The organism is Kitasatospora sp. NPDC059146 (assembly GCF_042786665.1).
Lineage (GTDB): Bacteria > Actinomycetota > Actinomycetes > Streptomycetales > Streptomycetaceae > Kitasatospora.
Genome location: NZ_JBHZCY010000072.1, coordinates 1 through 22,264, shown reverse-complemented (window position 1 = coordinate 22,264; position 22,264 = coordinate 1). Strand labels below are relative to the sequence as shown.

11 protein-coding genes and 1 pseudogene are annotated in these 22,264 nt (G+C 74.1%); 6 read left to right on the top strand and 6 right to left on the bottom strand.

Features of this window, described 5'->3' with window-relative positions; genetic code table 11:
* Positions 1 to 61: 61 nt before the first annotated feature.
* A complete protein-coding gene (locus ACFXPX_RS27165; RefSeq protein WP_380643777.1) occupies positions 62 to 5,653 on the bottom strand; it encodes an amino acid adenylation domain-containing protein in 5,592 nt (1,863 codons plus the stop codon).
* Between the two features lie 131 nt (positions 5,654 to 5,784).
* Here ACFXPX_RS27165 and ACFXPX_RS27160 point away from each other — a divergent pair, with 131 nt between their 5' ends.
* Genes ACFXPX_RS27160 through ACFXPX_RS27150 form a run of 3 tightly spaced genes read left to right on the top strand, consistent with a single transcriptional unit; the run spans position 5,785 to position 11,890 of the window.
* Entirely contained in the window at positions 5,785 to 9,111 is a 3,327-nt protein-coding gene (locus tag ACFXPX_RS27160) for an amino acid adenylation domain-containing protein (protein WP_380643775.1), read from the top strand.
* Positions 9,108 to 10,325 carry an NAD(P)/FAD-dependent oxidoreductase gene (locus ACFXPX_RS27155; protein WP_380530116.1) on the top strand — a complete coding sequence of 406 codons (1,218 nt, stop codon included), beginning with the start codon at positions 9,108 to 9,110 and terminating at the stop codon, positions 10,323 to 10,325. Before ACFXPX_RS27160 ends, ACFXPX_RS27155 begins: the two co-directional genes overlap by 4 nt.
* A 23-nt stretch (positions 10,326 to 10,348) precedes the next feature.
* The gene (locus ACFXPX_RS27150; protein ID WP_375890524.1) at positions 10,349 to 11,890 is read left to right on the top strand and encodes an AMP-binding protein; all 1,542 of its coding nucleotides are present in this window, start codon (positions 10,349 to 10,351) and stop codon (positions 11,888 to 11,890) included.
* An 82-nt stretch (positions 11,891 to 11,972) separates the two neighbouring features.
* Here ACFXPX_RS27150 and tgmC read toward each other — a convergent pair whose 3' ends face one another.
* The 5 genes and pseudogenes from tgmC to ACFXPX_RS27125 all read right to left on the bottom strand — a co-directional run bounded on the left by tgmC (position 11,973) and on the right by ACFXPX_RS27125 (position 17,801).
* Positions 11,973 to 13,121, bottom strand: a complete 1,149-nt coding sequence (gene tgmC, locus ACFXPX_RS27145; RefSeq protein WP_380593327.1) for an ATP-grasp peptide maturase system methyltransferase — start codon at positions 13,119 to 13,121, stop codon at positions 11,973 to 11,975.
* Positions 13,118 to 13,510, bottom strand: a pseudogene (locus ACFXPX_RS27140) (ATP-grasp ribosomal peptide maturase); the annotation flags it as partial. The pseudogene ACFXPX_RS27140 and the gene tgmC, both read right to left, overlap by 4 nt.
* Positions 13,511 to 13,637: 127 nt before the next feature.
* Complete coding sequence (gene cutA / locus ACFXPX_RS27135) at positions 13,638 to 13,964, bottom strand: divalent-cation tolerance protein CutA (RefSeq protein ID WP_380530125.1); 327 nt, start codon at positions 13,962 to 13,964, stop codon at positions 13,638 to 13,640.
* Positions 13,965 to 14,064: 100 nt separating this feature from the next.
* The gene (locus ACFXPX_RS27130; protein WP_380643773.1) at positions 14,065 to 16,425 is read right to left on the bottom strand and encodes a non-ribosomal peptide synthetase; all 2,361 of its coding nucleotides are present in this window, start codon (positions 16,423 to 16,425) and stop codon (positions 14,065 to 14,067) included.
* The gene (locus ACFXPX_RS27125; protein WP_380643771.1) at positions 16,422 to 17,801 is read right to left on the bottom strand and encodes a condensation domain-containing protein; all 1,380 of its coding nucleotides are present in this window, start codon (positions 17,799 to 17,801) and stop codon (positions 16,422 to 16,424) included. Before ACFXPX_RS27125 ends, ACFXPX_RS27130 begins: the two co-directional genes overlap by 4 nt.
* Positions 17,802 to 18,093: 292 nt before the next feature.
* Here ACFXPX_RS27125 and ACFXPX_RS27120 point away from each other — a divergent pair, with 292 nt between their 5' ends.
* The 3 genes from ACFXPX_RS27120 (at position 18,094) to ACFXPX_RS27110 (ending at position 22,223) form a co-directional block, all read left to right on the top strand.
* Positions 18,094 to 20,523 carry an amino acid adenylation domain-containing protein gene (locus ACFXPX_RS27120; RefSeq protein ID WP_380643769.1) on the top strand — a complete coding sequence of 810 codons (2,430 nt, stop codon included), beginning with the start codon at positions 18,094 to 18,096 and terminating at the stop codon, positions 20,521 to 20,523.
* Positions 20,524 to 20,537: 14 nt separating this feature from the next.
* Complete coding sequence (glyA, locus tag ACFXPX_RS27115) at positions 20,538 to 21,926, top strand: serine hydroxymethyltransferase (protein WP_380527725.1); 1,389 nt, start codon at positions 20,538 to 20,540, stop codon at positions 21,924 to 21,926.
* A 75-nt stretch (positions 21,927 to 22,001) separates the two neighbouring features.
* Entirely contained in the window at positions 22,002 to 22,223 is a 222-nt protein-coding gene (locus tag ACFXPX_RS27110; protein ID WP_375890505.1) for an MbtH family protein, read from the top strand.
* Positions 22,224 to 22,264: the final 41 nt, after the last annotated feature.

Below are 22,264 nucleotides of genomic sequence, written 5' to 3'. Positions count from 1 at the left end.
CCGTGAACTCCTTGTTCCCGTCGATTCGGTGGTGGGGCGGTGGTGCCGGGGGTGGTGCCGGTCAGCCGCCGAGCGCGGCGGCGCCGAGGACGTCCGCGACGGCCCGTACGTGCGGCTGCCGGACCAGGCCGTAGTGGTCGGTGTCGAGGCGGTGCAGCCGGAACCCGCCGGCCACCACCGCGCGCCAGGCCTCGGCGCTGCCCAGGGCCCGGCCGTCCCGGCTCTCCAGGTAGACCACGTCGCCGGGGTGGCGGCGCGGCCGGTAGGCGTGGTGCGCCCGCAGGTTGGCGGCGAAGACGCGGTGGCGCGCCTGCCAGGCCTCGCTGCCGGACTCGTCCGGCGGGGCACCGGTGAGGGCCAGGGTGTCCTGGAGCAGCGCCTCGGTGGTCCGGTCGTCGTCCAGTGCGTCGAGCTGTCCGGGCGCGGGGAAGGCGGCGTCGACCATGCAGAGCGTCACCTCCCGCCCGGCCGTGGTCAGCAGGCCCGCGGCCTCGAAGGCCAGCACCGCGCCGAAGGACCAGCCCGCCAGGTGGACCGGCCCGGCCGGGTGGTCCCGGACGATCCGGGCCACGGCGGCCGCGGCCATCTCCTCGACGGTGCTCCCGACCGGCTCGGCGCAGTCCAGCCCGGACACGGCCAGCCGCGGGTCGAGGGCGCCGGCCAGGGCCAGGTAGCCCAGGGCGCTGCCGCCGACCGGGGGGAACAGCCACAGCGGCTCGGCGGGGCCGGGGCGCAGCGCCAGCACCTCCCAGCCGTTCCCGGCCGCGGCCGGTGCTGGCGCGGTCAGCAGGGCCGCCAGGCGTTCCACCGTGTCGTGGGTGAACAGCTCGGCGACGCCCAGCCGGCGGTCGAAGTCCCGGCGCAGCCGCCCGATCAGCCGGACGGCGGCCAGCGAGTGCCCGCCGACCTGGAAGAAGCCCTCGTCGGCGCCGAAGTCCGCGGTGCCCAGCACGTCCGTCCAGGCGGCCGCGACCAGGGCCTCGGCCGGGTCGAGCGGACGGGCGGGCGCGGCGCTGCGGGCGGCCCGGCCGGGGGCCGGCAGCCGCTTGCGGTCGACCTTGCCGCTGACGGTCAGCGGCAGCTCGGCGAGCGGCTCCCAGAGCGCGGGCACCATGTGCCCGGGCAGCAGGCGCTCGGCGTGCCGGCGCAGCTCCGCGGGCGGCAGCCCGGCGCCGGGCCGGGCGGTGTAGTAGCCGATCAGCCGCTCGCCGTCGAAGGTCACCGCGGCCGAGCCGCAGTCCGGGTGCGCGGACAGCACGGCCTCGACCTCGCCGGGCTCGACCCGCATGCCGCGGACCTTCACCTGGGCGTCGCCGCGCCCCAGGTACTCGATCGCGCCGTCCGGGCGGCGCCGGGCGAGGTCGCCGGTGCGGTAGAGGCGTTCGGTGCCGCCGTCCGGCCAGGTGTGCTCGACGAAGCGCTCGGCGGTGAGGTCCGGGCGGCCGTGGTAGCCGTCGGCCAGGCCGACGCCGCCGATGTGCAGCTCGCCGGTGACGCCGACCGGGACGGGGTGGCCGGCCGGGTCGAGCAGGTGGATCCGGGTGTTGGCGATCGGCCGGCCGATCGGCACGGTGTCCGCGTCCTCGCGCACGCAGTGCCAGTACGTCACGTCGACGGCCGCCTCGGTGGGGCCGTACAGGTTCGCCAGGGCGGCCTTGGAGCGGTCCAGGAAGTCCCGCTGGAGTTCGGCCGGCAGCGCCTCGCCGCTGCACACGACCTGGCGCAGCGCGGTGGCGGCGGACAGGTCGGCGGCGTCCAGGAAGGCCCGCAGCATCGAGGGGACGAAGTGCGCCACGGTGACGGACTGCCGGGCCAGCACCTGTTCGAGGTAGCCCGGGTCCCAGTGGCCGCCGGGCTCGGCGACGACCAGCGCGGCGCCCTCGCGCAGCGGCCAGAAGAACTCCCAGACCGAGACGTCGAAGGTGTACGGCGTCTTCTGCAGCACCCGGTCCTCGGCGGTCAGCCGGAACTCCTCCTGCATCCAGTCCAGCCGGTTGGCGATCGCCCGGTGGGAGACCACCACGGCCTTGGGGCGGCCGGTGGAGCCGGAGGTGTGGATGACGTACGCCGGGTCGCCGGGCCGCACCCCGACCTCGGGGGGCGCGGCGCCGGGCGCGAGGTCGTCCGGGACGAACTCGACCCGGACGTCGGGCAGTTCGAAGCCCTCGGTGCCGGCGGCGGTGAGCACCACCCGGCAGCCGGACTCGGCCAGCAGGGCGGCGGTGCGCCCGGCCGGGTCGGCCGGGTCCAGCGGGACGTACGCGCCGCCGGCCTTGAGCACGGCGAGCAGCGAGACCACCAGCTCCGGGGAGCGCTCCTGGACGATCCCGACGTGGTCGCCGGGCCGGACGCCGAGGGCGGCCAGCCGGTGCGCCAGGGCGTCGGCCCGGCCGTCCAGTTCGGCGTAGTCCAGCACCCGGTCGCGGAACAGCACAGCGGGGGCCTCGGGCCGCTCGGCGGCCCGGCGGGTGATCGCCTCGTGCAGCAGGTGCGGGCCGGGGCGGTCGCGCTCCGTCCGGTTCCACCCGTCCAGTTCGGCGAGTTCGGCCGGGGCCAGCAGCGGGGTGGCGGTGGGGGAGGCGGCCGGGTCGGCCAGCATGGCCCGGAGCACGGCCACGTGGTAGCCGAAGTACCGGTCGGCGTCGGCCGCGGCGATCCGGTCGGCGTCGTAGCGCAGGCCGAGGCCGATCAGGTCGGTCGAGGTGTCGCGGTAGAACTCCGAGCCGAGCAGGAAGTCGGTGGGGGTGTGGCTGTACTCGTCCAGCACCTCCACCTCGTCGGTCGGGACGTCCGACTCGTTGCGGAAGTGGGTGTAGTTGAAGAAGGTCTCGAAGGAGGCCGCGCCGGCCACCCGGCCGCGCAGCTCCGGCATCGGGAAGCGGCGGTGCGGCTGGATCGCGAGGTCCGTGGCGGCGACCTGCCGGATCAGCGCGGACCAGCTCTCGGCGGCCACCCGGCAGCGCACCGGGAGGGTGTTCAGGAACAGCCCGACCACCCGGTCCCCGTCCGGCTCGGCGATCCGGCCGTTGTAGACCGCGCCGGAGACCACGTCCTCGGAGCCGGTCAGCAGTGCGATCACCCGCAGGTGCGCGGTGAGCAGCACGATCCGCACCGGGACCTGCAGGCGGGCGGCCAGCACGCCGAGCCCGGCGGACAGTTCGGCGGGCAGCTCGCGCGGCACCACCGTCATGTCCGGTACGCCGGTGCCCGGGGCGGCCGGCACGGAGCCGAGCGCCAGGCCGTCCAGCTGCGCCTGCCAGAAGGCGAGTTGCTGCGGGTCGCGGACGGCGGCGCGCTCCAGGGCGACGAAGGAGCGGTAGTGGGCGCGGGGCGGCGGCGGCAGGGCGGCCGGGCCGTCGGCGAGCGCGGCGAGGTAGAGCGAGAGCAGCTCGCCGAACAGGATCCGCTCGCTCCAGCCGTCGATCACGGCGTGGTGGACCACCGTCCACAGCTGGACCTCGTCCTCGGCCAGCCGGGCGAGGTGGTAGCGGATCAGCGGCGGGCGCTCCCAGTCGAAGAGGTCGCGGCCCTCCCAGTCGGTGCGCTGGTCGATCAGGGCCCGCTGCTCCGCCTCCGGCAGCCCGCGCAGGTCCTCGAAGCTGACCGGCGGGTGGGCGATCCGGGCGTGCACCACCTGGAGCGGTTCGGTGAAGCCGCCGGGCGCGAAGGAGGTGCGCAACAGCTCGTGGCGCTCCAGCAGTCGGGCGACGGCGGTGCGCCAGGCCGCGGCGGAGAAGGCCACCCGCAGCCGGCTCACCAGCACGTCGTGGTACATCGCGGTGTGCGCCTGCTGGCCGCTGCGGTAGAGCATGCCGGACTGCAGGGCGGTCAGCGGGTACGCGGCGACGGCGTCGGCGGGCAGCCGGGGCCGGTCCTCGGCCGCCACCAGGTCGAACGGTCCGGTGGCGGGCGTGCCGGCGCCGGCGGGCTCGGTGGCCCGCACCAGCGGGGCCAGCTCGCGCACGGTCTGGTTGCGGAGCAGGTCGCGGACCCGGAAGCCGAGGCCGCGGGCGCCGGCCCGGGCGACGATCTGCACGCTGCTGATGGAGTCGCCGCCGAGCTCGAAGAAGTTGTCGTCGATGCCGACGGCGGGGCGGCCCAGCACCTCGGCCCAGACCTCGGTGAGCACCCGCTCGGTCTCGTCGCGCGGGGCGGTGTCGGCGGGGGCGGCCTCGGGCTGAGCGGAGGCGGCCTCGGTCTCGGGGTTGATCTCGGTGTTGGTCTCGGTGAAATCGCTTGCGGAAGAGGTCAGTTCGGCGGCAGTCGACGCGGTGTCGGAGCCGAGGAAGTCGGTCAGCGGGCGGTCCGGCTGCTCGGCGGCCAGCTCCAGCACCCGGGCGTAGCGGGCGCCGAAGTCGGCGATCCACCCGGGCGAGAAGCGGTCGGCCCGGTACTCGAACTCGGCGACCGCGCCGTCCGGGGTGCGGTTGACCTGGAGGGCGAGCTGGTACTTGGCGGTGACCGACGGCACCTCGACCGGCCGGAACTCCAACTCCCCGGCCCGGACCGGCTCGAAGAAGTCCTCGCCGACGGTGAAGGCGACCTGGAAGACCGGCGAGTGGTCCTGGTGCCGGGTCGGCCGGACGTCCTTGACCACCGTCTCGAAGGGCACCGCCTGGAGGTCCTGGGCGCGCAGCACGGCGGTGCGCACCCGTTCCACCAACTCGCGGAAGGTGCGCGGGCCGTCGAGGTCGGTGCGGACCGCGACCATGTTGACGAAGCAGCCGACGGTCCGCTGGAACTCGGTCCGGCTGCGGTTGAGCGCGGGGGTGCCCACGATGACGTCGCGCAGGCCGGTGCGGTCCGCGAGCAGCAGGTCGTAGGCCGCCAGCAGGACGGTGAACAGCGTGGTGCGCTGCTCGGTCGCGAGCGCGGCGAGCCGTTCGACGGCCGGGCCGGGCAGCGGGAGGTCGGCGGTGCCGCCGGGGGCGGTGGCGGCGGCCTCCCGGTCGGCGGCGGTGGTGCGGCCGGTGGCGCGGTGGGTCGGCCGGACGTCCCCCGGCAGTTCCAGCACGGGGAGTTCGCCGGCGAGCAGTTCGACCCAGGCGCGCCGGGCGCGTTCGCCGGCCGGGCTCTCCAGCCACTCGTCGTGCCAGAGCGAGTAGTCGCCGTACTGGTACTCGACCTCGGGCAGGTCGGGCTCGGTGCCGGTGGTGAACGCCCGGTAGTGGGCGATCAGTTCGTCGCGCACCAGCTTGGCCGACCAGCCGTCGAAGACGGCGTGGTGGCAGCAGAGCGCCACCACGTGGCTGCCGTCGGCGCAGCTGAGCACACCGGCCCGGACCAGCGGGCCGCGTTCCAGGTCGAAGGGGGCGCGGGCGGCGTGCGCCATCCGCTGTTCGCGCTCCTCCGCGTCCCGGCAGGTGGCCAGGCGCCATTCCAGCCTGGGTTCCGGATGGACGACCTGGAGGAGTCCCTGTTCGTGAATGCGGAAAGTGGTGCGCAGTGCCTCGTGCCGTGCGAGCACGGCGGTCACGGCATTCCGGAGTGCACGGATGTCGACCGGTCCCCGGACTTCCCAGAAGCACGGGATGTGAAAGGTCGGTGCGTCACCCACGGTCTGCTGTGCGAGGAAGAGTTGCTCCTGGACCTTCGACGCCGGGAACGGATCCTCGTCCGCGGCGTCCGATTGGGCGGGGAACTCGCTGTCCACGGCTCGTAGACGCCCTTTCCTCCTGGGTATGGAGACACCTCCGCGTCCCCCAGGAACGTCAGCATACAGGCGGGAAATGGCTCGGCAAGGGGCAAGATCTTGCCTCGCCCGTAAGGGATTTGACCTCTGTCATGATCGCATCGAGTAGGGTAGTCTCGCGGCATCTTGCAGTGATGAGAGCGGGGGATCAACCCATGCCCGAGCGTGTCGTTCCGATCTCGCCGCAACAGCGCAGGCTGTGGCTCCTGCACAGCCTGCATCCGCGGCTCCCGCTCTACAACGGCCCGGTGGCGCACGAGATCAGGGGGGGACTCGATGTCCCCGCACTGGAACAGTCAATCCGTGCACTGATATCCCGGCACGCCGCGCTGCGGACCGGATTTTCCGTGGTCGACGACCAGCCCGTGCAAGTGGTCGTGGACCACCTGGAGTTCAGCCTTCCCGTGCACGACCTGAGGGGGGACCCCGATTCCCTCCGGGCCCGGGTGCGGGAGGCCGCCGCGGAGCCGTTCGACCTGGAGCGCCCCGGAGTCTTCGACTTCCGACTGTTCCGGTCGGCGGACGCGGAGTGGACGCTGCTCCTGAACCTGCACCACATCGTCACCGACGGCTGGTCGAACGCGGTGATCGCCGCCGAGATCGGCCGCGGCTACGCGGAGGTGCTGGCCGGGCGCCCGCCGGTCGCGGGGGAGGCCGGGCACGACTACGCCGAGTACGGCGCCGCGCTGGCCCGGCGGCTCGCCGACGGCCTGGCGGAGCGCCAACTCTCCTACTGGGCCGATCACCTGGCCGGCGCCCCCGACCTGCTGCGACTCCCGCTGGACCGGCCCCGGCCGGCCCGCCAGCGGTTCCGCGGCGAACTGCTGGACTTCGGGCTGGACGCCGGCCTCGCCGAGCGGGTGCGGCAGACCGCGGCCCGGCACCGCACCACCGACTACGTGGTGCTGCTGGCCGCCTTCACCCTGCTGATGCACGCCTACAGCGGGGAGCGCGACGTGGTGGTGGGCGCGCCCGTCACCAACCGGGACGACTCCGACCTCGACGAGACGATCGGATTCTTCGTCAACATCCTTCCGTTGCGCAGCCGGAGCCGTCGCGGGGAGAGCTTCTCGGAGTATCTCCAGCGCTGCCGTGCCACCTTCATCGGGGGATTCCGCAACCAGTCGGTGCCTTTCGACGAAATCGTCAAGGTGACGGACAGTCAGGGTGCGGTCAGCCACTCGCCGCTGGTTCAGGCGGTATTCGGATACCACCAGGAGTCCCCGGCCCCCCTCCCGCTGGAGGGCCTGCGGACGAGCCGCTGGAACGTCCCGACCGGATTCGTCCAGACCGACCTGGAGTTCGACCTCGCACGAGCCGCGGACGGTTCCGTGGCCGGTGTCATCGCCTATGACAGCGACCTGTTCGACGAAGCCACCGTCGCCCGGCTCGGTGCGAATTACCGCGCCCTGCTGGAGGGGGCGTTGGCCGATCCGCAGGCACCGCTGGCCCGTATCGAACTGCGTTCCGCGGCGGAAATCCGGCTCGACCGGGAGGTGAACGGAACCACCGCCGAGTTCCCGGCCGACGCCTGCCTGCACGAGCTGTTCGAGGCGCAGGCGGCGCGCACCCCGGACGACGTCGCGGTGGTCTCCGAAACGGCCCGGCTCAGCTACCGCGAGCTGGACGAGCGGGCCGAGGCGCTCGCCCGGGAGCTGCGGGTGCGCGGCGTCGGCCCCGAGCACGCGGTCGGCATCTGCCTGGAGCGCTCGGCGGAGATGGTGGTGGGGCTGCTCGGCATCCTCAAGGCCGGCGGCGCCTACCTGCCGCTGGACCCGGCCAGCCCGCCGGCCCGGATCCGGCAGATCCTGGCCGACGCGGGCGCTCCGGTGCTGCTGGCGGCGCGGGCCCTGGCCGAGGAGGTCGACGCGGCCTCGGTCGGCGCGGTGACCGTCGACCCGGCGGACCTCGACCTCGCGGGCCTCGACCTCGCGGGCCTCGACCCGGCGGACCTCGATCCCGCGGCGGTGCCCGGCGCCCCGGCCGGAGGCCCCCGTCCGCACCCCGAGAACCTGGTCTCCGTCTACTACACCTCCGGCTCCACCGGCATGCCCAAGGGCGTGGCCAGCCGGCACCGCGGCTGGGTCAACCGGATGGTCTGGATGCAGCGCAAGCACCGGCTGGCCCGGGGCGAGACGGTGCTCCACAAGACCACGCTGACCTTCGACGACGCCGCCCTGGAGATCTTCTGGCCGCTCTCGGTCGGCGGCCGGGTGGCCGTGCTCGAACCGGGCCGCCACCGGGACCCGGTGGCGGTGCTGGAGGCCGCCACCCGGTACGAGTCGGTGTACCTCCAGGTCGTCCCGAGCATGCTGAACGCGGTGCTCGACCTGGTGGAGCAGGTGCCCGAGCGGGTGCCGCCGCTGCTGCGCAACACCACCTCCAGCGGGGAGGCGCTCACCCCGTCGACGGTCGAGCGCTTCCACCGGCTGATGCCGGGCGCGCTGCACAACACCTGGGGCGCCACCGAGGTGTCCATCGACTCGACCTGCCACACCTGCGGCCCGGCCGACGGCAGCGCCACCGGAGCGGTCAACCTGGGCCGCCCGTTCGACAACAACACCGTGCACGTGCTGGACGACGAACTGCGGCCGGTACCGGTCGGCGTGGTCGGCGACCTCTACATCGGCGGCCTCGGCCTGGCCCGCGGCTACCTCAACGACCCGGCCCGCACCGCCGGCGCCTTCCTGCCCGACCCGTTCCGCCCCGGAGAGCGGCTCTACCGCACCGGCGACCAGGGCCTGCTGCACCCCGACGGCGGCTTCCGCTTCGTCGGGCGCAGCGACCACCAGGTCAAGATCCGCGGCATGCGGGTCGAACTCGGCGAGATCGAGACGGCGCTGCTCGGCCACCCGCAGGTGAAGGAGGCCGTGGTGGTGATCGCGGCGCAGGGCCCGGCGCAGCGGCTGGTGGCCTTCGTCACCGCCGTCGACCCGGCCGACCCGCCGACCCTCGACGCGGTCCGCGAGCACGCCAAGGAGTGGCTGCCGCAGTACATGATCCCCGCCCAGCTGGTGGTCGAGCGGGCCTTCCCGCTGAACGCCAACGGCAAGGTGGACCGCAAGGCGCTCACGGTGCCCGAGCCGCCGGCCGGTTCGCAGGCCTCCGGCGGCGAGGCGCCGCGCACGCCCTCCGAGCAGTTCGTCGCCGGGGTGTGGCGGGAACTGCTCGGGGTGGAGCGGATCGGCGCCGAGGACGGCTTCTTCATGCTCGGCGGGCACTCGCTGATCGCCACCCGGTTCACCGCGCGGGTGCGCCAACGGCTCGGCGTGGAGTTCCCGCTGGTCACGCTCTACTCGGAGCCGACGGTCAGGGCCACGGCGCGGACGCTGGAGGAGCTGGTCGCGGAGAAGCTGGCCGCCGCCCAGGCGCAGCCGCCCACGGAGGCGCAGGCGCAGCCCGCCGGGGCCGAGCGGTGAGCGGCGGCTGGGACGCCGTGGTGGTGGGCGCCCGGGTCGCGGGCGCCGCCACCGCCCTGCTGCTGGCCCGGGCCGGCCGCAAGGTCCTGCTGATCGACCGGGCCGCCTTCCCCTCGGACACCATGTCCACCCTGTTCATCCACCAGCCGGGCGTGGCCAAGCTCTCCGAGTGGGGCGTCCTCCCGGCACTGCTGGACTCCGGCTGCCCGGTGCTGGACACCATCAGCTACGAGGTCGGCGGCGTCCGGCTGGCCGCCCCGGCGCCGGTGATGCCGGGTGCCCCGGCCGCCTTCGCCCCGCGCCGCCAGGTGCTGGACCAGCTGCTGGTCGACGCGGCCGTCAAGGCGGGCGTCGAGTTCGTCGACCGGGCCAACCTCCAGGAGCTGGTGCACTCCGACGGCCGGGTCACCGGCGTCCGCTTCCGTACCGCCACCGGTGTGCGCACCGAGTACGCCCGGCTGGTGGTCGGGGCCGACGGGATGCGCTCCCGGGTGGCCCAACTCGTGGACGCGCCAATGGAGGTGAGCGACCCGCGGGCCAGCTGCGTCTACTACACCGCCTGGACGGGCATCAGCACCGGCTTCGGCTTCCACGAGAGCCCCGGCAACTGGATCGTCCGGATCCCCACCCACGACGACATCACCCTGATCTCCACCTACTTCCCGCAGGACCGCTTCGCCGAGGTCAAGCAGGACCCGTTCCGCCACCACCTGGCGGCCGTCCGCTCCACCGCGCCGGAGCTGTACCAGCAGGTCGCCGAGGCCGACCAGGTCGAGGCGATCATCGGCACCGGCGACCAGCAGAACTACTTCCGCCGCGGGCACGGCCCCGGCTGGGTGCTGGTCGGCGACGCCGGGCACCACCTGGACACCATCAGCGCCCGCGGCATCACCAACGCCCTGCTCCAGGCCGCCTTCCTGGCCGAGGAGCTGGCGGTGGGGACGGCCGACCCGGTCCGGCTGGACGCCGCGCTCGCCCGGTTCACCCGCCGCCGGGACGAGGAGCTGACCGAGCCGTACCAGAGCACCCTGGAGCTGGCCAGGCTCACCGTGACGCCGTCCCGGCTGGAGATGCTGCGCACCATCGCGGCCTCGCCCGAGCTGACCGGCCGCTACTTCGCCGTCGTCGCGGGCATGCTCGGCATCGACGAACTCTTCGACGACGACGCGCTGTTCGACGACTTCGACGACTTCGACGACGAAGACCAGTTCTGACCCCCTTTATCAGGAGGAACCGCATGAGTCCCGCTCCACTCTCGCTCTGGGGCGGCGAGTCCCACCCGCCCTGCCTGCTGGCCGCGTTCGAGGAGCAGGCCCTCGCCACGCCCGGCGCGACCGCCGTGGTCGACGGCGAGCTCAGCCTCACCTACGGCGAGCTGCTGGCCCGGGTCAAGGGCATCGCCGACGGCCTGGCCGCCGCCGGGATCGGCCCGGAGGACCGGGTCGCCGTCACCGGCCGGCGCAGCGCCGCCGTGGTGGCCGCGCTGCTGGGCACGATGTGGGCGGGCGCCACCTACCTCCCGCTGGACAGCGAGTACCCGGCGGCGCGGCTGGCCCACATGCTCAAGGACAGCGGCGCCGGCCTGGTGCTGTACGCGGACGCGCCGCCGGAGTTCGAGGTGCCGGTGCCCGCCCTGCCGATCGCCGGCCTGCCGACCGCCGGCACGGCCGCGAAGGTGGACTGCCGCCCCGAGCTGTGGACGTACATCATCTACACCTCCGGCTCCACCGGCCTGCCCAAGGGCGTGTCCGTGCCGCACAGCTGCCTGGACGTGATGGCCGACTGGCAGCGCAGCCACTCCGTCCGCCGGGACCTGCGCACCGGCCAGTTCGCCCCGCTCAACTTCGACGTCTCCTTCCAGGAGGTGCTCGGCACCCTGTGCGGCGGCGGCACGCTCGTGGTGGTGCCGGAGGAGCTGCGGCAGGACCCCTTCGAACTGCTGGAGTGGCTGGGGGAGAACCGGATCGAGCGGCTCTTCCTGCCGTACGTCGCCCTGCAGATGCTCGCCGTGGCGGCGGCCGAGGAGGAGTCGCTGGAGCACCTGGCGCTCGCCGAGGTCAACGCGGCCGGCGAGCAGCTGGTCTGCACCCCGGACATCCGCGAGCTGTTCGCCCGGCTGCCGGGGTGTCGGCTGAACAACCACTACGGGCAGAGCGAGTCGGCGATGGTGACGGCCCACACCCTGACCGGCCCCAGCGCCTCCTGGCCCGCGCTGCCGCCGATCGGCGTGCCGCTGCCGGGCTGCGAGCTGCTGATCGACCCGCTGGACGCGGCCGAGCCGAACGTGGGCGAACTGCTGGTGGCCGGCGCGCCCTTGTCGCCCGGCTACCTCAACCAGCCGGAGCTGAACGCCAAGCGCTTCGTCACCGTCGACCCGACCCCGCAGGGGCACACCGCGGCCTTCCGCACCGGCGACCTGGTCCGGCTGGAGGACGGCGCCGTGACCTTCCTGGCCCGCCGGGACAAGGACGTCAAGATCCGCGGCTACCGGGTCAACCTGCTGGAGATCGAGGTACGGCTGCTGGACCTGCCGACCGTCTCCGCCGCGGTCTGCGTCGCCCTCGACGACGGCCAGGGCTCCCGCTCCCTGCACTGCGCGGTGACTGTCGACGCGGGCGCCGCCCCGCTGGACCCGGCCCTGGCGGCGGACGAACTCCGCCGCCACCTCCCGGACCCGTACATCCCCCGCACCTTCACCACCGTCGCCACCCTGCCCCGCACCCACAGCGGCAAGGTCGACCGCGACGCGGTGGCCCGCACGCTCGCCGAGCGGCACTGAACGTCCGACCGAGAGGAGGGGCCGTCCTGCGCTGGACGGCTCCTCCCCGGTGCCGTGACACGAGTTCCCTCAGCGGCCGGTCTCAGCCCGCGCACCTCGGCCACGTGATGGCCTGGCCCTCCGGCGTGACGAGGATCCCGAAGGCCTCCAGCCCCGGGGACCCGTCGGTCAGCCACCGTGTCAGGTGCTCCTCGATGTCGTCCCAGAGCCGGGCCGGCCCGCCCTGGCGGACGGTCCACCGGTTCCCCTCCCGGGTGAGAGCGGCCCATGCACCGGCCTCGACATCGATGATGACGGGCCGCTCCTGGCCGCCGCCGACGCCGAGCATGACCCTCTGAGCTCGGGGAGCCGCGATCTGGGAGACGAAGCGGGCCGTCCAGTCGCGCAGGACGTCGGGCCCGTGGACGGCGGCGCGCTCGTCCCCGGCGTCCAGGTCGGGCAGCATGCCGAGTCGCGGCGGCAGTTGGGGGCGGGCGAGCATGAACGAGATCTGCCCCCCGAGGAAGCCGCCGTGTGCGGTGCCGTCCTCGCTCACCGTGAGCCGGGCGAGCTCCGAGGAGTACATCCAGCCGCACACGGTGGCCAGGATGATCCCGCCCGGTCGGGTCTGCTCGATCCAGGCGGGCGGGATCGTGAGGACACCGCAGGTGGAGATGACCCGGTCGAACCGATGGCCTCCGGCGACGCCGGCCAGGGCGTCGCCGACGACGAGCTCGGGGAAGAACCCGCAAGCTCCCAACGACACGCCGGCCCGTGCGGACACCTCCGGATCGACCTCGACGGAGACGATCTTCTCCTCGCCCAGCCGGTGGCAGCCCAGCGCGGTCGAGTAGCCGGTGCCGGTGCCCGCTTCGAGAACCCGGTGGCCGTCCTCGACCCGGAGCTCCTCCCACATGCGCACCACCAGGTTCGGCATGGTGCTGGAGGACGTCGGGGTCCGCATGATCTCGCCCCGCAGGTCGCCGGGCACGATCGTCCCGGCGACCTGGGTGACCAGGGACTCGTCCCGGTAGCACTGTTCGAGCCAGCCCGGTGCGTCCGGCATGACGGGACGCCAGGCGGTCGGCGCGGAGCCGGGGACGGCGTCGAACCATCCGCCGCGCAGGAACGCCTCACGGGGCACGGCCTCCACGGCCTCGCGCCACGGCCCGGTCCTCAGGGCTCCGAGCTCGGCCAGGCTGTCGGCGAGCGCCCGGCGCAAGGGGGCGCTGTCGCCGGCGGTCCGGGTCATCCGGTCCTCCTCTCCAACAGGTCGGCCATCGCCGCGAGCATCGGCAGGCCGGTCTCGGGCTCCAGCCAGTACCACTGGCCGGACGGATTGCACTCCAGGAACCACCATCGACCCTGCCGGTCCACCGCGAAGTCGAAAGCACCGAAGACCAGCCCGAAGCGAGCGAGGTAGGTGTGCAGGGCCTCGCTGATACCGGAAGGCAGCGCGACGACGGAGTAGGTGAGCTTGCTGTAGTCGGTCCGCCAGTCCAGCAGGTCACAGTCGATCCGCACGGGAAAGACCTGGTCGCCGATGACGGTGACGCGGACGTCCGCCTGCTTGTCGATGCGCTGCTGGAACAGATGGGCGGTGCCGGCCACCGAGCCGTCGATCTCGGCCGCCGGGCCCTCGCAGCCACGATCGAGAGCGAGACGACCATGGGACACGTTCGCCTGTCCGCCCTCGCCGACCGGCTTCCAGGGACGGCGGCGGCCCGAGAACTCCGAGAAGAGATCCAGGCCGCCCTCGCGTAGCCACTCAGTCGGTGCGCGTCTCCGTGTTCACCCAGTCCAGGTAGGCGGTCGAGCCAGTGACCACCGGTACGCCGATGATCTCCGGGGTGTCGTAGCTGTGGTTCTCGCCGATGAACTCGGCCAGCCTGTCGGCGAGATCCGAGCGGGTCTTGAGATCGACCCGCCACTCCTCCGCGTCCTGCACCTCGCCGTCCCACCAGTACACCGACCGCACGGGGTACACCTGCGCGCAGGCCGCCAGACGCTCGCGGACCACCATGGCAGCCAGCTCCCGGGCCTTGTTCTCGGCATCGTGGGTGGTCGACACCACGATGAAGTCACGGTTCGTCATGCGGTGAACGGTACCCAGTTCCAGCCGCATCGCCCCTGGATCGTGCGTCGAGGTCCGGGCCGGTGTCCGCCGTGGCGGACACCGGCCCGTCGCGATGGTGTCAGCGCAGGGAGGGGCGCTTGCTGGTGCCGCGGCGTTGGGTGACGATGGCGGCGACTGCGGCTACGGTGTCCGCCGTGATCAGGTCGGCGACCTTCAGTGCGGTGCCGAAGCGGCGGTTCAACCGGCCGACGACCTGGATGGCGGCGAGGGAGTTGCCGCCGAGGTCGATGAACGAATCTGCGGCGCCGGGGAGTTCGGGCAGGCCCAGCACCTCGTGCCAGGTTTCGCCGACGGCGGTGCGGACGGCCGGGTCGGATTCGGGTACCGGCGCTGCGGCCTCGGCGGCGAGGCGTTCGAGCTCCGGGCGGGCGATCTTGCCGTTCTGGTTGACCGGGAGCTCGGCGAGGGCGAAGACCCGGGCCGGGACCATGCTTTCCGGCAGCCGCTCGCGCAGGTGGGCGCGGAGCTGCTCGACGGAGGCTTCTCCGGTCACGGACACGTAGGCGGCCAGCGACTGGGCGATGCCCGCCGAGTCGCGCACCGGCACCACGACGGCGTCCGCCACCGCCGGGTGCTCGCGCAGGCAGGACTGGATCTCGCCGAGCTCGATCCGCACCCCGCCGATCTTCACCTGGTGGTCGACCCGGCCGATCAGCTCCAGTTCGCCGTCCGCGCGCAGCCGGGCCAGGTCGCCGGTGCGGTAGAGCCGGGCGCCGGGGACGGCGGAGAACGGGTCGGGCAGGAAGCGCTCGGCGGTGAAGGCGGGCCGGTCCTGGTAGCCCCAGCCGACGCCGAGCCCGCCGAGGAACAGCTCGCCGAGCTGGTCCACGGCCGCCGGTGCGCCGAAGGCGTCCAGCACGTGGGCGCTCTGGTTGGTCATCGGCCGCCCGTACGGGACGGAGCGCCAGCGCGGGTCGACGGCGGCCACGTCGTAGTAGGTGCTGTCCACGGAGACCTCGGTGGCGCCGCCCAGGCTGATGAACCGGGCCTGCGGGAAGGCCGCGCGGACGGCGTCGGGCTGGGCCAGCGGGATCCAGTCCCCGCCCAGCAGGAAGGCCCGCAGCGCGCCGGTGCGGCCGGTGCCCCAGGTGCGCAGGAATTGGGCCAGCGAGGACGGGACGGAGTGCCAGACGGTGATCCCGGCGTGCTCGACCAGCTCGGCCCAGTGCTCGACGTCGTTCTCCCGGCCGCGCTCCGGCAGGACGAGCGTGGCGCCGGTCATCAGCGCGGCGAACACGTCGTACACCGTCATGTCGAAGCTCGGCGAGGAGACGCCGAGGATCCGGTCGCCGGGGCCCAGCTCGTAGCGGGCGCTGAGGTCCAGGATCATGCTGGTCCGGCCGACGTGGTCGAGCAGGGCGCCCTTCGGCTCGCCGGAGGAGCCGGAGGTGAAGATCACGTAGGCGAGGTCGCGGCCGGTCACCGGCACCGACGGCAGCGAACCGGCCGGGGCGGCCGGCAGCTCCTCGACCGGGCCGAGGACGATCAGCGGCACCCCCGTGCTGCTGTCGGCGCCGTTCGCGGCGCCCAGGGCGTCGGCGACCACCACGTCGACCCGGCCGAGGCGGTGCAGCACCTCGCGGCGGTGGGCGGGCAGCATCGGGTCCAGCGGGACGAAGGCGGCTCCGGTCTTCAAGGCCGCGTACGCCGCCACCACCAGCTCCGCGCTGCGGGTCGCGGCCACCCCGACCCGCCCGCCGACCCCCACGCCGAGGGCGGCGATCCGGGCGGCCAGGGCCTCGGCCTTGGCGTCCAGTTCGCCGTAGGTCAGGCTGAGCCCGCCCTGCACCACGGCGATCCGCTCGGGGGCCTCGGCGGCCCGCCGGGCCACCCGCTGGTGCAGGCAGACCGGTTCGGTCAGCGGCGGCCCGGGCCGGTTGACCTCGGCGACCAGCTCGCGCTCGGCGGGGGTGAGGTGGTCGACCAGGTCGATCCGCTGCCCGTCGGGGGCGGTCAGGAAGGCGGCCAGGTGCGCGGCGACCCGGTCCAGGGCGTGCGCGTCGTCCGGCCGGGCGGTGGCCCGCACGCGCAGCGTCCAGCCGCCGTCAGGGGCCGGGGTGAGGGCGAACACGGCGGGGGAGGAGTCCGGGTGGACGGACAGCTCCAACGGGCGCCCGTCCGGGAACCCCTCGCAGTGCCGGGCCAGGGCGGCCCGGCAGGCCGCCAGGGTGGGCGCGGATGATCCGGTTCCGGCCAGTTCGGCGGGCTCGATCCGCCAGGCCGTCCACTCCTGCTGCCCCTCGGCGCGGCCCCACACGGTGACCGGCCGCAGGCCGCCGTAGCGCAGCACCAGCGCGCCCAGTCCGGCGGCGAGGTCCGCGGGCGCGGCGGCCGGCAGGCCGGTCAGCGGCCCGGACTCGACGGCCTCGGGCCGGTCACCCCACAGCACCGGGAGGACGGGGTCGGCGTGCTCGGTCATGAGGAGGCTCCCTGGTGGGGTTCGTGACGGGTGTACGGGGCCGCGGCCAGCAGGTCGGAGCCGCGGGCGCCCGGGCGCTCCAGCGCGGCCCGGAGCAGGGCCTGCAGCTGTTCGGCCAGGCCGGCCGCCCAGGCCGGGTCGAAGGCCTCGGTGGAGTACTCGATGCTGAGCAGGAAGTCCGGGCCGTCCTCGATGAAGGTCACCGTGGCGTCGAAGGCGTGCCGCCCGGGATAGAGGTCGACGTCCTCGCAGCTGACACCGGGCAGCTCCGGGCGCCCGGGGGCGCTGCCGCCGGTGCGCAGCTGGAGGGTGACCTGCGCGAGCGGGTTGCGGCCCGGGCGGCGGGCCGGGGCGAGCCGGCGCACCACGGCGCCGAACGGCACCTCGTGGTCGATGGCGGCCAGGGTCGCGGCGTTCAGCCGGGCGGCGAGCTGCTCGACGGTGGGGTCGTCGGCGAGGTCCGCCCGCAGCACCACCATGTTGACGAAGTAGCCGATCAGCGGTTCGAGTTCCGGCTCGCCGCGGCCGGCGAACAGGGTGGCGAAGGCGGTGTCGGGGCGGCCGGTGCGCTCGGTCAGGGCGAGCGAGAACGCCGCGCCGAGCAGCGGGAACAGCGAGAGCCGGGCGGCCCGGGCCCGTTCGGTCAGCGCCAGGTGCAGCTCCGGGTCGAGCCGGACCACCAGCCGGTCGGCGGCGAAGGACGGCCGCCGGGGGCGGCTGCGCCCCGCCGCCAGGTCGACGGCCGGGAGGTCGCGCAGGGCGGCCTCCCAGTGGCCGAGCAGCTCCTCCAGCTCCGGCCCCTGGAAGCACTCCCGCTGCCACCGGGCGTACCGCCGGTACGGCACCGGCAGTTCGGGCAGCACCGCCTCCGGGTCCTTGCCGGCCAGCAGTGCCGCGTACCCGGCGGACAGTTCGTCGGTGAGCACCCGCAAGGACCAGCCGTCGGTGACGATGTGATGCATCACCAGGCTGAGCACGTGCTCCTCGGGGCCGAGCCGGAACAGCCGGAGCCGGAACGGCCGACCCGCCGCCAGGTCGAAGGGCTCACGCGCCTCCCGGTGCAGGGCGTCCGCCAGCTCGGCCCCGTCGGCGACCTCGCACAGCGGCAACTCGGCCTCGCCGGGCGGCAGCACCAGCTGGTACGGGTCGCCGTCGTCCGCGCGGAAGGCGGTGCGCAGCACCTCCTGCCGGCGCACCACCAGGGTCAGCGCCCCCCGCAGCAGTTCGGGCCGCAGCGGGCCGCGCAGCCGGAAGGCCAGCGGGACGTGGTAGGCGGCGGTGCCGGGTACCAGTTGCTCGAACATCCACAGCGCCTCCTGGCCGGAGGACAGTTCGTACCGCTCGGCCGGGTCGGCCGCGCCGACGGAACCGGGCATCGTGCTCCCATCGAAGTGTCGGAACGTCGGGGGCGAGGTCGGAAGGTGGCGGGGGTGGCGCGGAGCCGCCCGCAATGCCTCGGCCGCGCCGGGAGGGAGTGCGCCGGCGGGCGGGCGATCATCGGTCCAGTCTGTCAGCCGTACGCACTCTGCGGAAGATCCTCCCCGGGGGTGGGCCGGAAAGTCCCCGGAAAAGTCCAACGGGAAAGGCAGTTGGTTGTCATACCTCGGCCGGTGCGGTATCCCTTGATCTCGAACCTGTCCGGTGCATGCTCACTTCCGGGAGTCGCGAATGACCGGCACACACGTGGCCGGCGGCCTCGTCACGACGGCGGCCGTGGGCCTGGTGCGGTTGCCGTGCGACCGGTGGCTCGCCAATCATCCGACCGAACGCGGCAGTTCGCGTACGCATCCGGTTCCGGAACCGGTCCTGGAGCGATTCCTGGGCCTGGCGGAGGAACCCGGCGGCGGCGCGGACGCGGTGCTCGCGGCCGTGCTCGCGGTCCTGCTGCACCACTACGCGGGCCAGCAGGACGTCGAGTTGACGCTGGACGGGCCCGGGTCGGTGCGGATCTCGGTCGACGAGGACGCCGACCTGCGCGGGGTCCGGCAGCAGGTGGAGCGTCAAGTCGCCGGAGCGAGCGGCCCGGTGGACGGGGCCGAGGCCCCGCTGACCGTCAGGCTGGGCCAGGCCGGCCCCGGCGCCCTGCTGGAGGCCGCGTACGACCCGGCGCTGCTCGACGAGGCCACCGCCGCCCGGGTGCTGGAGCACACGGCCCGGCTGCTGGCCGCGCTGGTCGCCGACCCCGACGGAGCGGTCCGCCGGGCCCGGTTCGGCTCGCCGCAGGAGCGCGAGCGGATCCTCACCGAGTGGAACGGCGACGGCACCCGGACGCCGTACCCGGATTCGACCGTGGTGGCGGCCTTCGAGGAGCAGGCGCGGGCGACCCCGGCCGCGCCCGCGGTGGAGTTCGAGGACGAGGTGCTCAGCTACGCCGAACTCGACCGGCGGGCCGCCCTGGTGAGCCGCCGACTGACCGCGGGCGCGGGCTCCGGCTTCGTCGGGATCCACCTGGAGCGCTCGGTCGAGCTGGTGGTGGCGATCCTCGGGGTGCTCAAGGCCGGGCTCGCCTACGTGCCGCTCGATCCCGAACTCCCCGCCGACCGGGTGCGGTACATGGTCGAGGACTCCGGCGCCGCCACCGTGCTCTGCCGCCCCGAGGACGTCGAGGCGCTCGCCGGGCCCGGTGTCACCGCCCTGACCGTCCAGGAGGCCGTCCGGGAGGGTGCGCAGGCGCCGGAGGCCGGACGCCCGGAGATCACCGGCGACACCCCCGTCTACCTGATCTACACCTCGGGCTCCACCGGCCGCCCCAAGGGCGTGCTGAACCGCCACGCGGGCGTGTTCAACACCGTCCACTGGCGGCGCCGGCGCTTCCCGCTCGGCCCGGACGACCGGGTGCTGCAGAAGACCCCGTTCGGATTCGACGTCTCGGCCTGGGAGTTCCTCTGGCCGCTGGTCTCCGGCGCCTGCCTGGTGGTCGCCCGCCCGGGCGGGCACCGGGACACCCGCTACCTCAAGCGGACCGTCCGGGACCGGGGCGTCACCGTGATCCACTTCGTGCCCTCCATGCTGGACGCCTTCCTGGAGGAGGACGACCTGGCCGGGCACTGCGCCGGCCTGCGGCTGGTCTTCGCCAGCGGCGAGGCGCTCACCCCGACCACCGTCCGGGCCTTCTTCCGGCAGCTGGACTGCGAACTGCACAACCTCTACGGGCCCACCGAGGCCTCCATCGAGGTCTCGCACTGGCAGGCCGCGCCGGACTTCGCCGGGCGGGACGTGCCGATCGGCCGCCCGATCGCCAACACCGGCCTGTACGTCGTGGACGAGCGGCTCGAACCGGTGCCGGTCGGCGTGGCGGGCGAGCTGTGCATCGGCGGCGTCCAGGTCGCGCTCGGCTACCACCGGCAGCCGGAACTGACCCGGGAGCGGTTCGTCGCCGACCCCTTCGCCCCGGGCGGGCGGCTGTACCGCACCGGCGACCTCGCCCGGTACCGCACCGACGGGCAGATCGAGTACCTCGGGCGGCTGGACGACCAGGTCAAGATCAGCGGCTTCCGGATCGAACTCGGCGAGATCGAGACCGTGTTGCGCGCCCAGCCGGGTGTCGGGCAGGCCGCGGTGCTCCCGGTCGGGGAGGACGATGCCCGGCGGCTGGCCGCCTTCGTGGTGCCCGCCGGGCCGGGCGCCTTCGACCCGGAGAAGTGCCGCTCCGCGCTGTCCGAGGTGCTGCCCGCCTACATGGTGCCCAAGCAGTTCACCGAGCTGGCGGCACTGCCCACCTCGACGAACGGCAAGCTCGACCGCCGTGCGCTGGCCGGCCCGGCCCAGGCCGCCCCCGCTGCCGCCGTTCCCGCCCCCGCCCCCGCCGCCGTCCCCGCTCTCACCCCCGCCCCCGCCGACGGCGCCGGGGACGCGAAGGGCGCCGAGGACACCGGGTCCGACCTGGAGAGCACCCTGCGCGCGCTGTTCGCCCAGTCGCTGGGCATCGCCGAGGTCGGCCCGCACGAGGACTACTTCGAGCTGGGCGGCCACTCGCTGGCCGCCGTCAAGCTGGCGACCCGGATCCGGGCCGCCCTCGGGGTGGACCTCGACGTCTGGACCCTGTTCGACTTTCCCACCGTGGCCGAGTTGGCACGCGAACTCGCCCGGCCGCTCTGACGAAGGACGGTCCCATGTCAGTTTCACCCGCCCCCGGCCGCGCCCCGGAGGACGCGGACGAGACCGAGGACACCGTGCGCGACCTGCTGGTCGCCGGTGCCGAGAAGCTCGCCGCCGACGACCCGGAACTCCACCGGGTGCTGGCCCGTGAGCAGGCCCGGCAGAACGCCACCCTGTCGCTGGTGGCCTCCTCCAGCGTGGTCGACCCCTCGGTGCTGGCCGCCCAGGCCTCGACCGCGGTCAACGTGACCGCGGAGGGCTACCCGGGCCGCCGCTACCACGCCGGCTGCGGCGTCATCGACGACATCGAGAGCCTGGCGATCGAGCGCGCCAAGAGCGTCTTCGGCGCCCGCTACGCCAACGTCCAGGCGCACTCGGCGACCACCGCCAACTACGCGGTGCTGTCCGCCCTGTTGAACCCCGGGGACACCCTGCTGGGGATGAACCTGGCCGAGGGCGGCCACCTCACCCACGGCAGCCCCGCCGCGTACGCCGGACAGTACTTCGACGCCGTCGGGTACGGGCTGGACGCGGACGGGCTGATCGACTACGGCCAGGTGGCCGAGCTGGCCCGGGAGCACCGGCCCCGGGTGATCATCTGCGGGGCCACCGCCTACAGCCGGATCGTCGACTTCGCCCGCTTCCGGGCCATCGCCGACGAGGTCGGCGCCTACCTGATGGCCGACATCTCGCACGTCGCCGGACTGGTCGCGACCGGCCTGCACCCGAGCCCGGTCGACCACGCCCACATCACCACCGCCTGCACCCACAAGCAGCTGTTCGGCCCGCGCGGCGGCCTGATCCTGGTCGGCCGGGACCACGACGCCCCGGCGCCCAAGGGCAACGGCGACCTCGGCACCTTCCTGAACCGCGCGATCTTCCCGTACTACCAGGGCGCGCCCGCGCTCAACAGCATCGCGGCCAAGGCCCGCGCCCTCGCGATCGTGGCGACCCCGGCCTTCGCGGCCACCACCGAGCGGATCGTCTCCTTCTCCCGCGGCATGGCGGCCGAACTCGGCCGGCGCGGCTACCCGATCGTCTCCGGCGGGACGGACAACCACACCGTCCTGGTCGACCTGCGGACCCGCGGCCTCAGCGGCCTGGTGGCCGAGGAGGCGCTGGAGGAGTGCGGGATGGTGGTCAACAAGAACCGGGTGCCCGGCGACACCACCCCGCCGCTGGTCGGCGGCGGCGTGCGGCTGGGCTCCAACAGCGCCGCGCACCGCGGGATGTCCGGGGCGGAGGCGGGGCGCTGCGCCGAGCTGATCGACACCGTGCTGTCCGCCGTCACGCCGCTCGGGCCGCGCAGCTACGAACTGCCCGACGACGTCCGCTACTCGGTCGCCTCCCAGGTCGCCGAACTGGCGGCCAAGTTCCCCCTGCCCGGCTACGCCACCGCCTAGGCCCCGCCTAGGCCCCGCCCAGGCTCTGCCCAGGCCCGGCCCAGGTCCCACCCAGGCCCCAACGGAAGGACGAACATGAGCGAGCCCGACGACGACCGCCGGTACCTGGTGGTCCTCAACGACGAGGAGCAGTACTCCGTCTGGCCGGCCGACCGGGAGGTCCCGGCCGGCTGGCGGGCGGAGGGCTTCGAGGGGACCCGCCAGGCGTGCCTGGAGCACGTCTCCGAGGTGTGGACCGACATGCGCCCGCGCAGCCTGCGGCGGGCCATGGAGGGCAGCCAGGGCAGCAAGGGCTGACCTGCGGCCCGGCCGCGAACGCCGGAGGCCCGGGGTGGTGG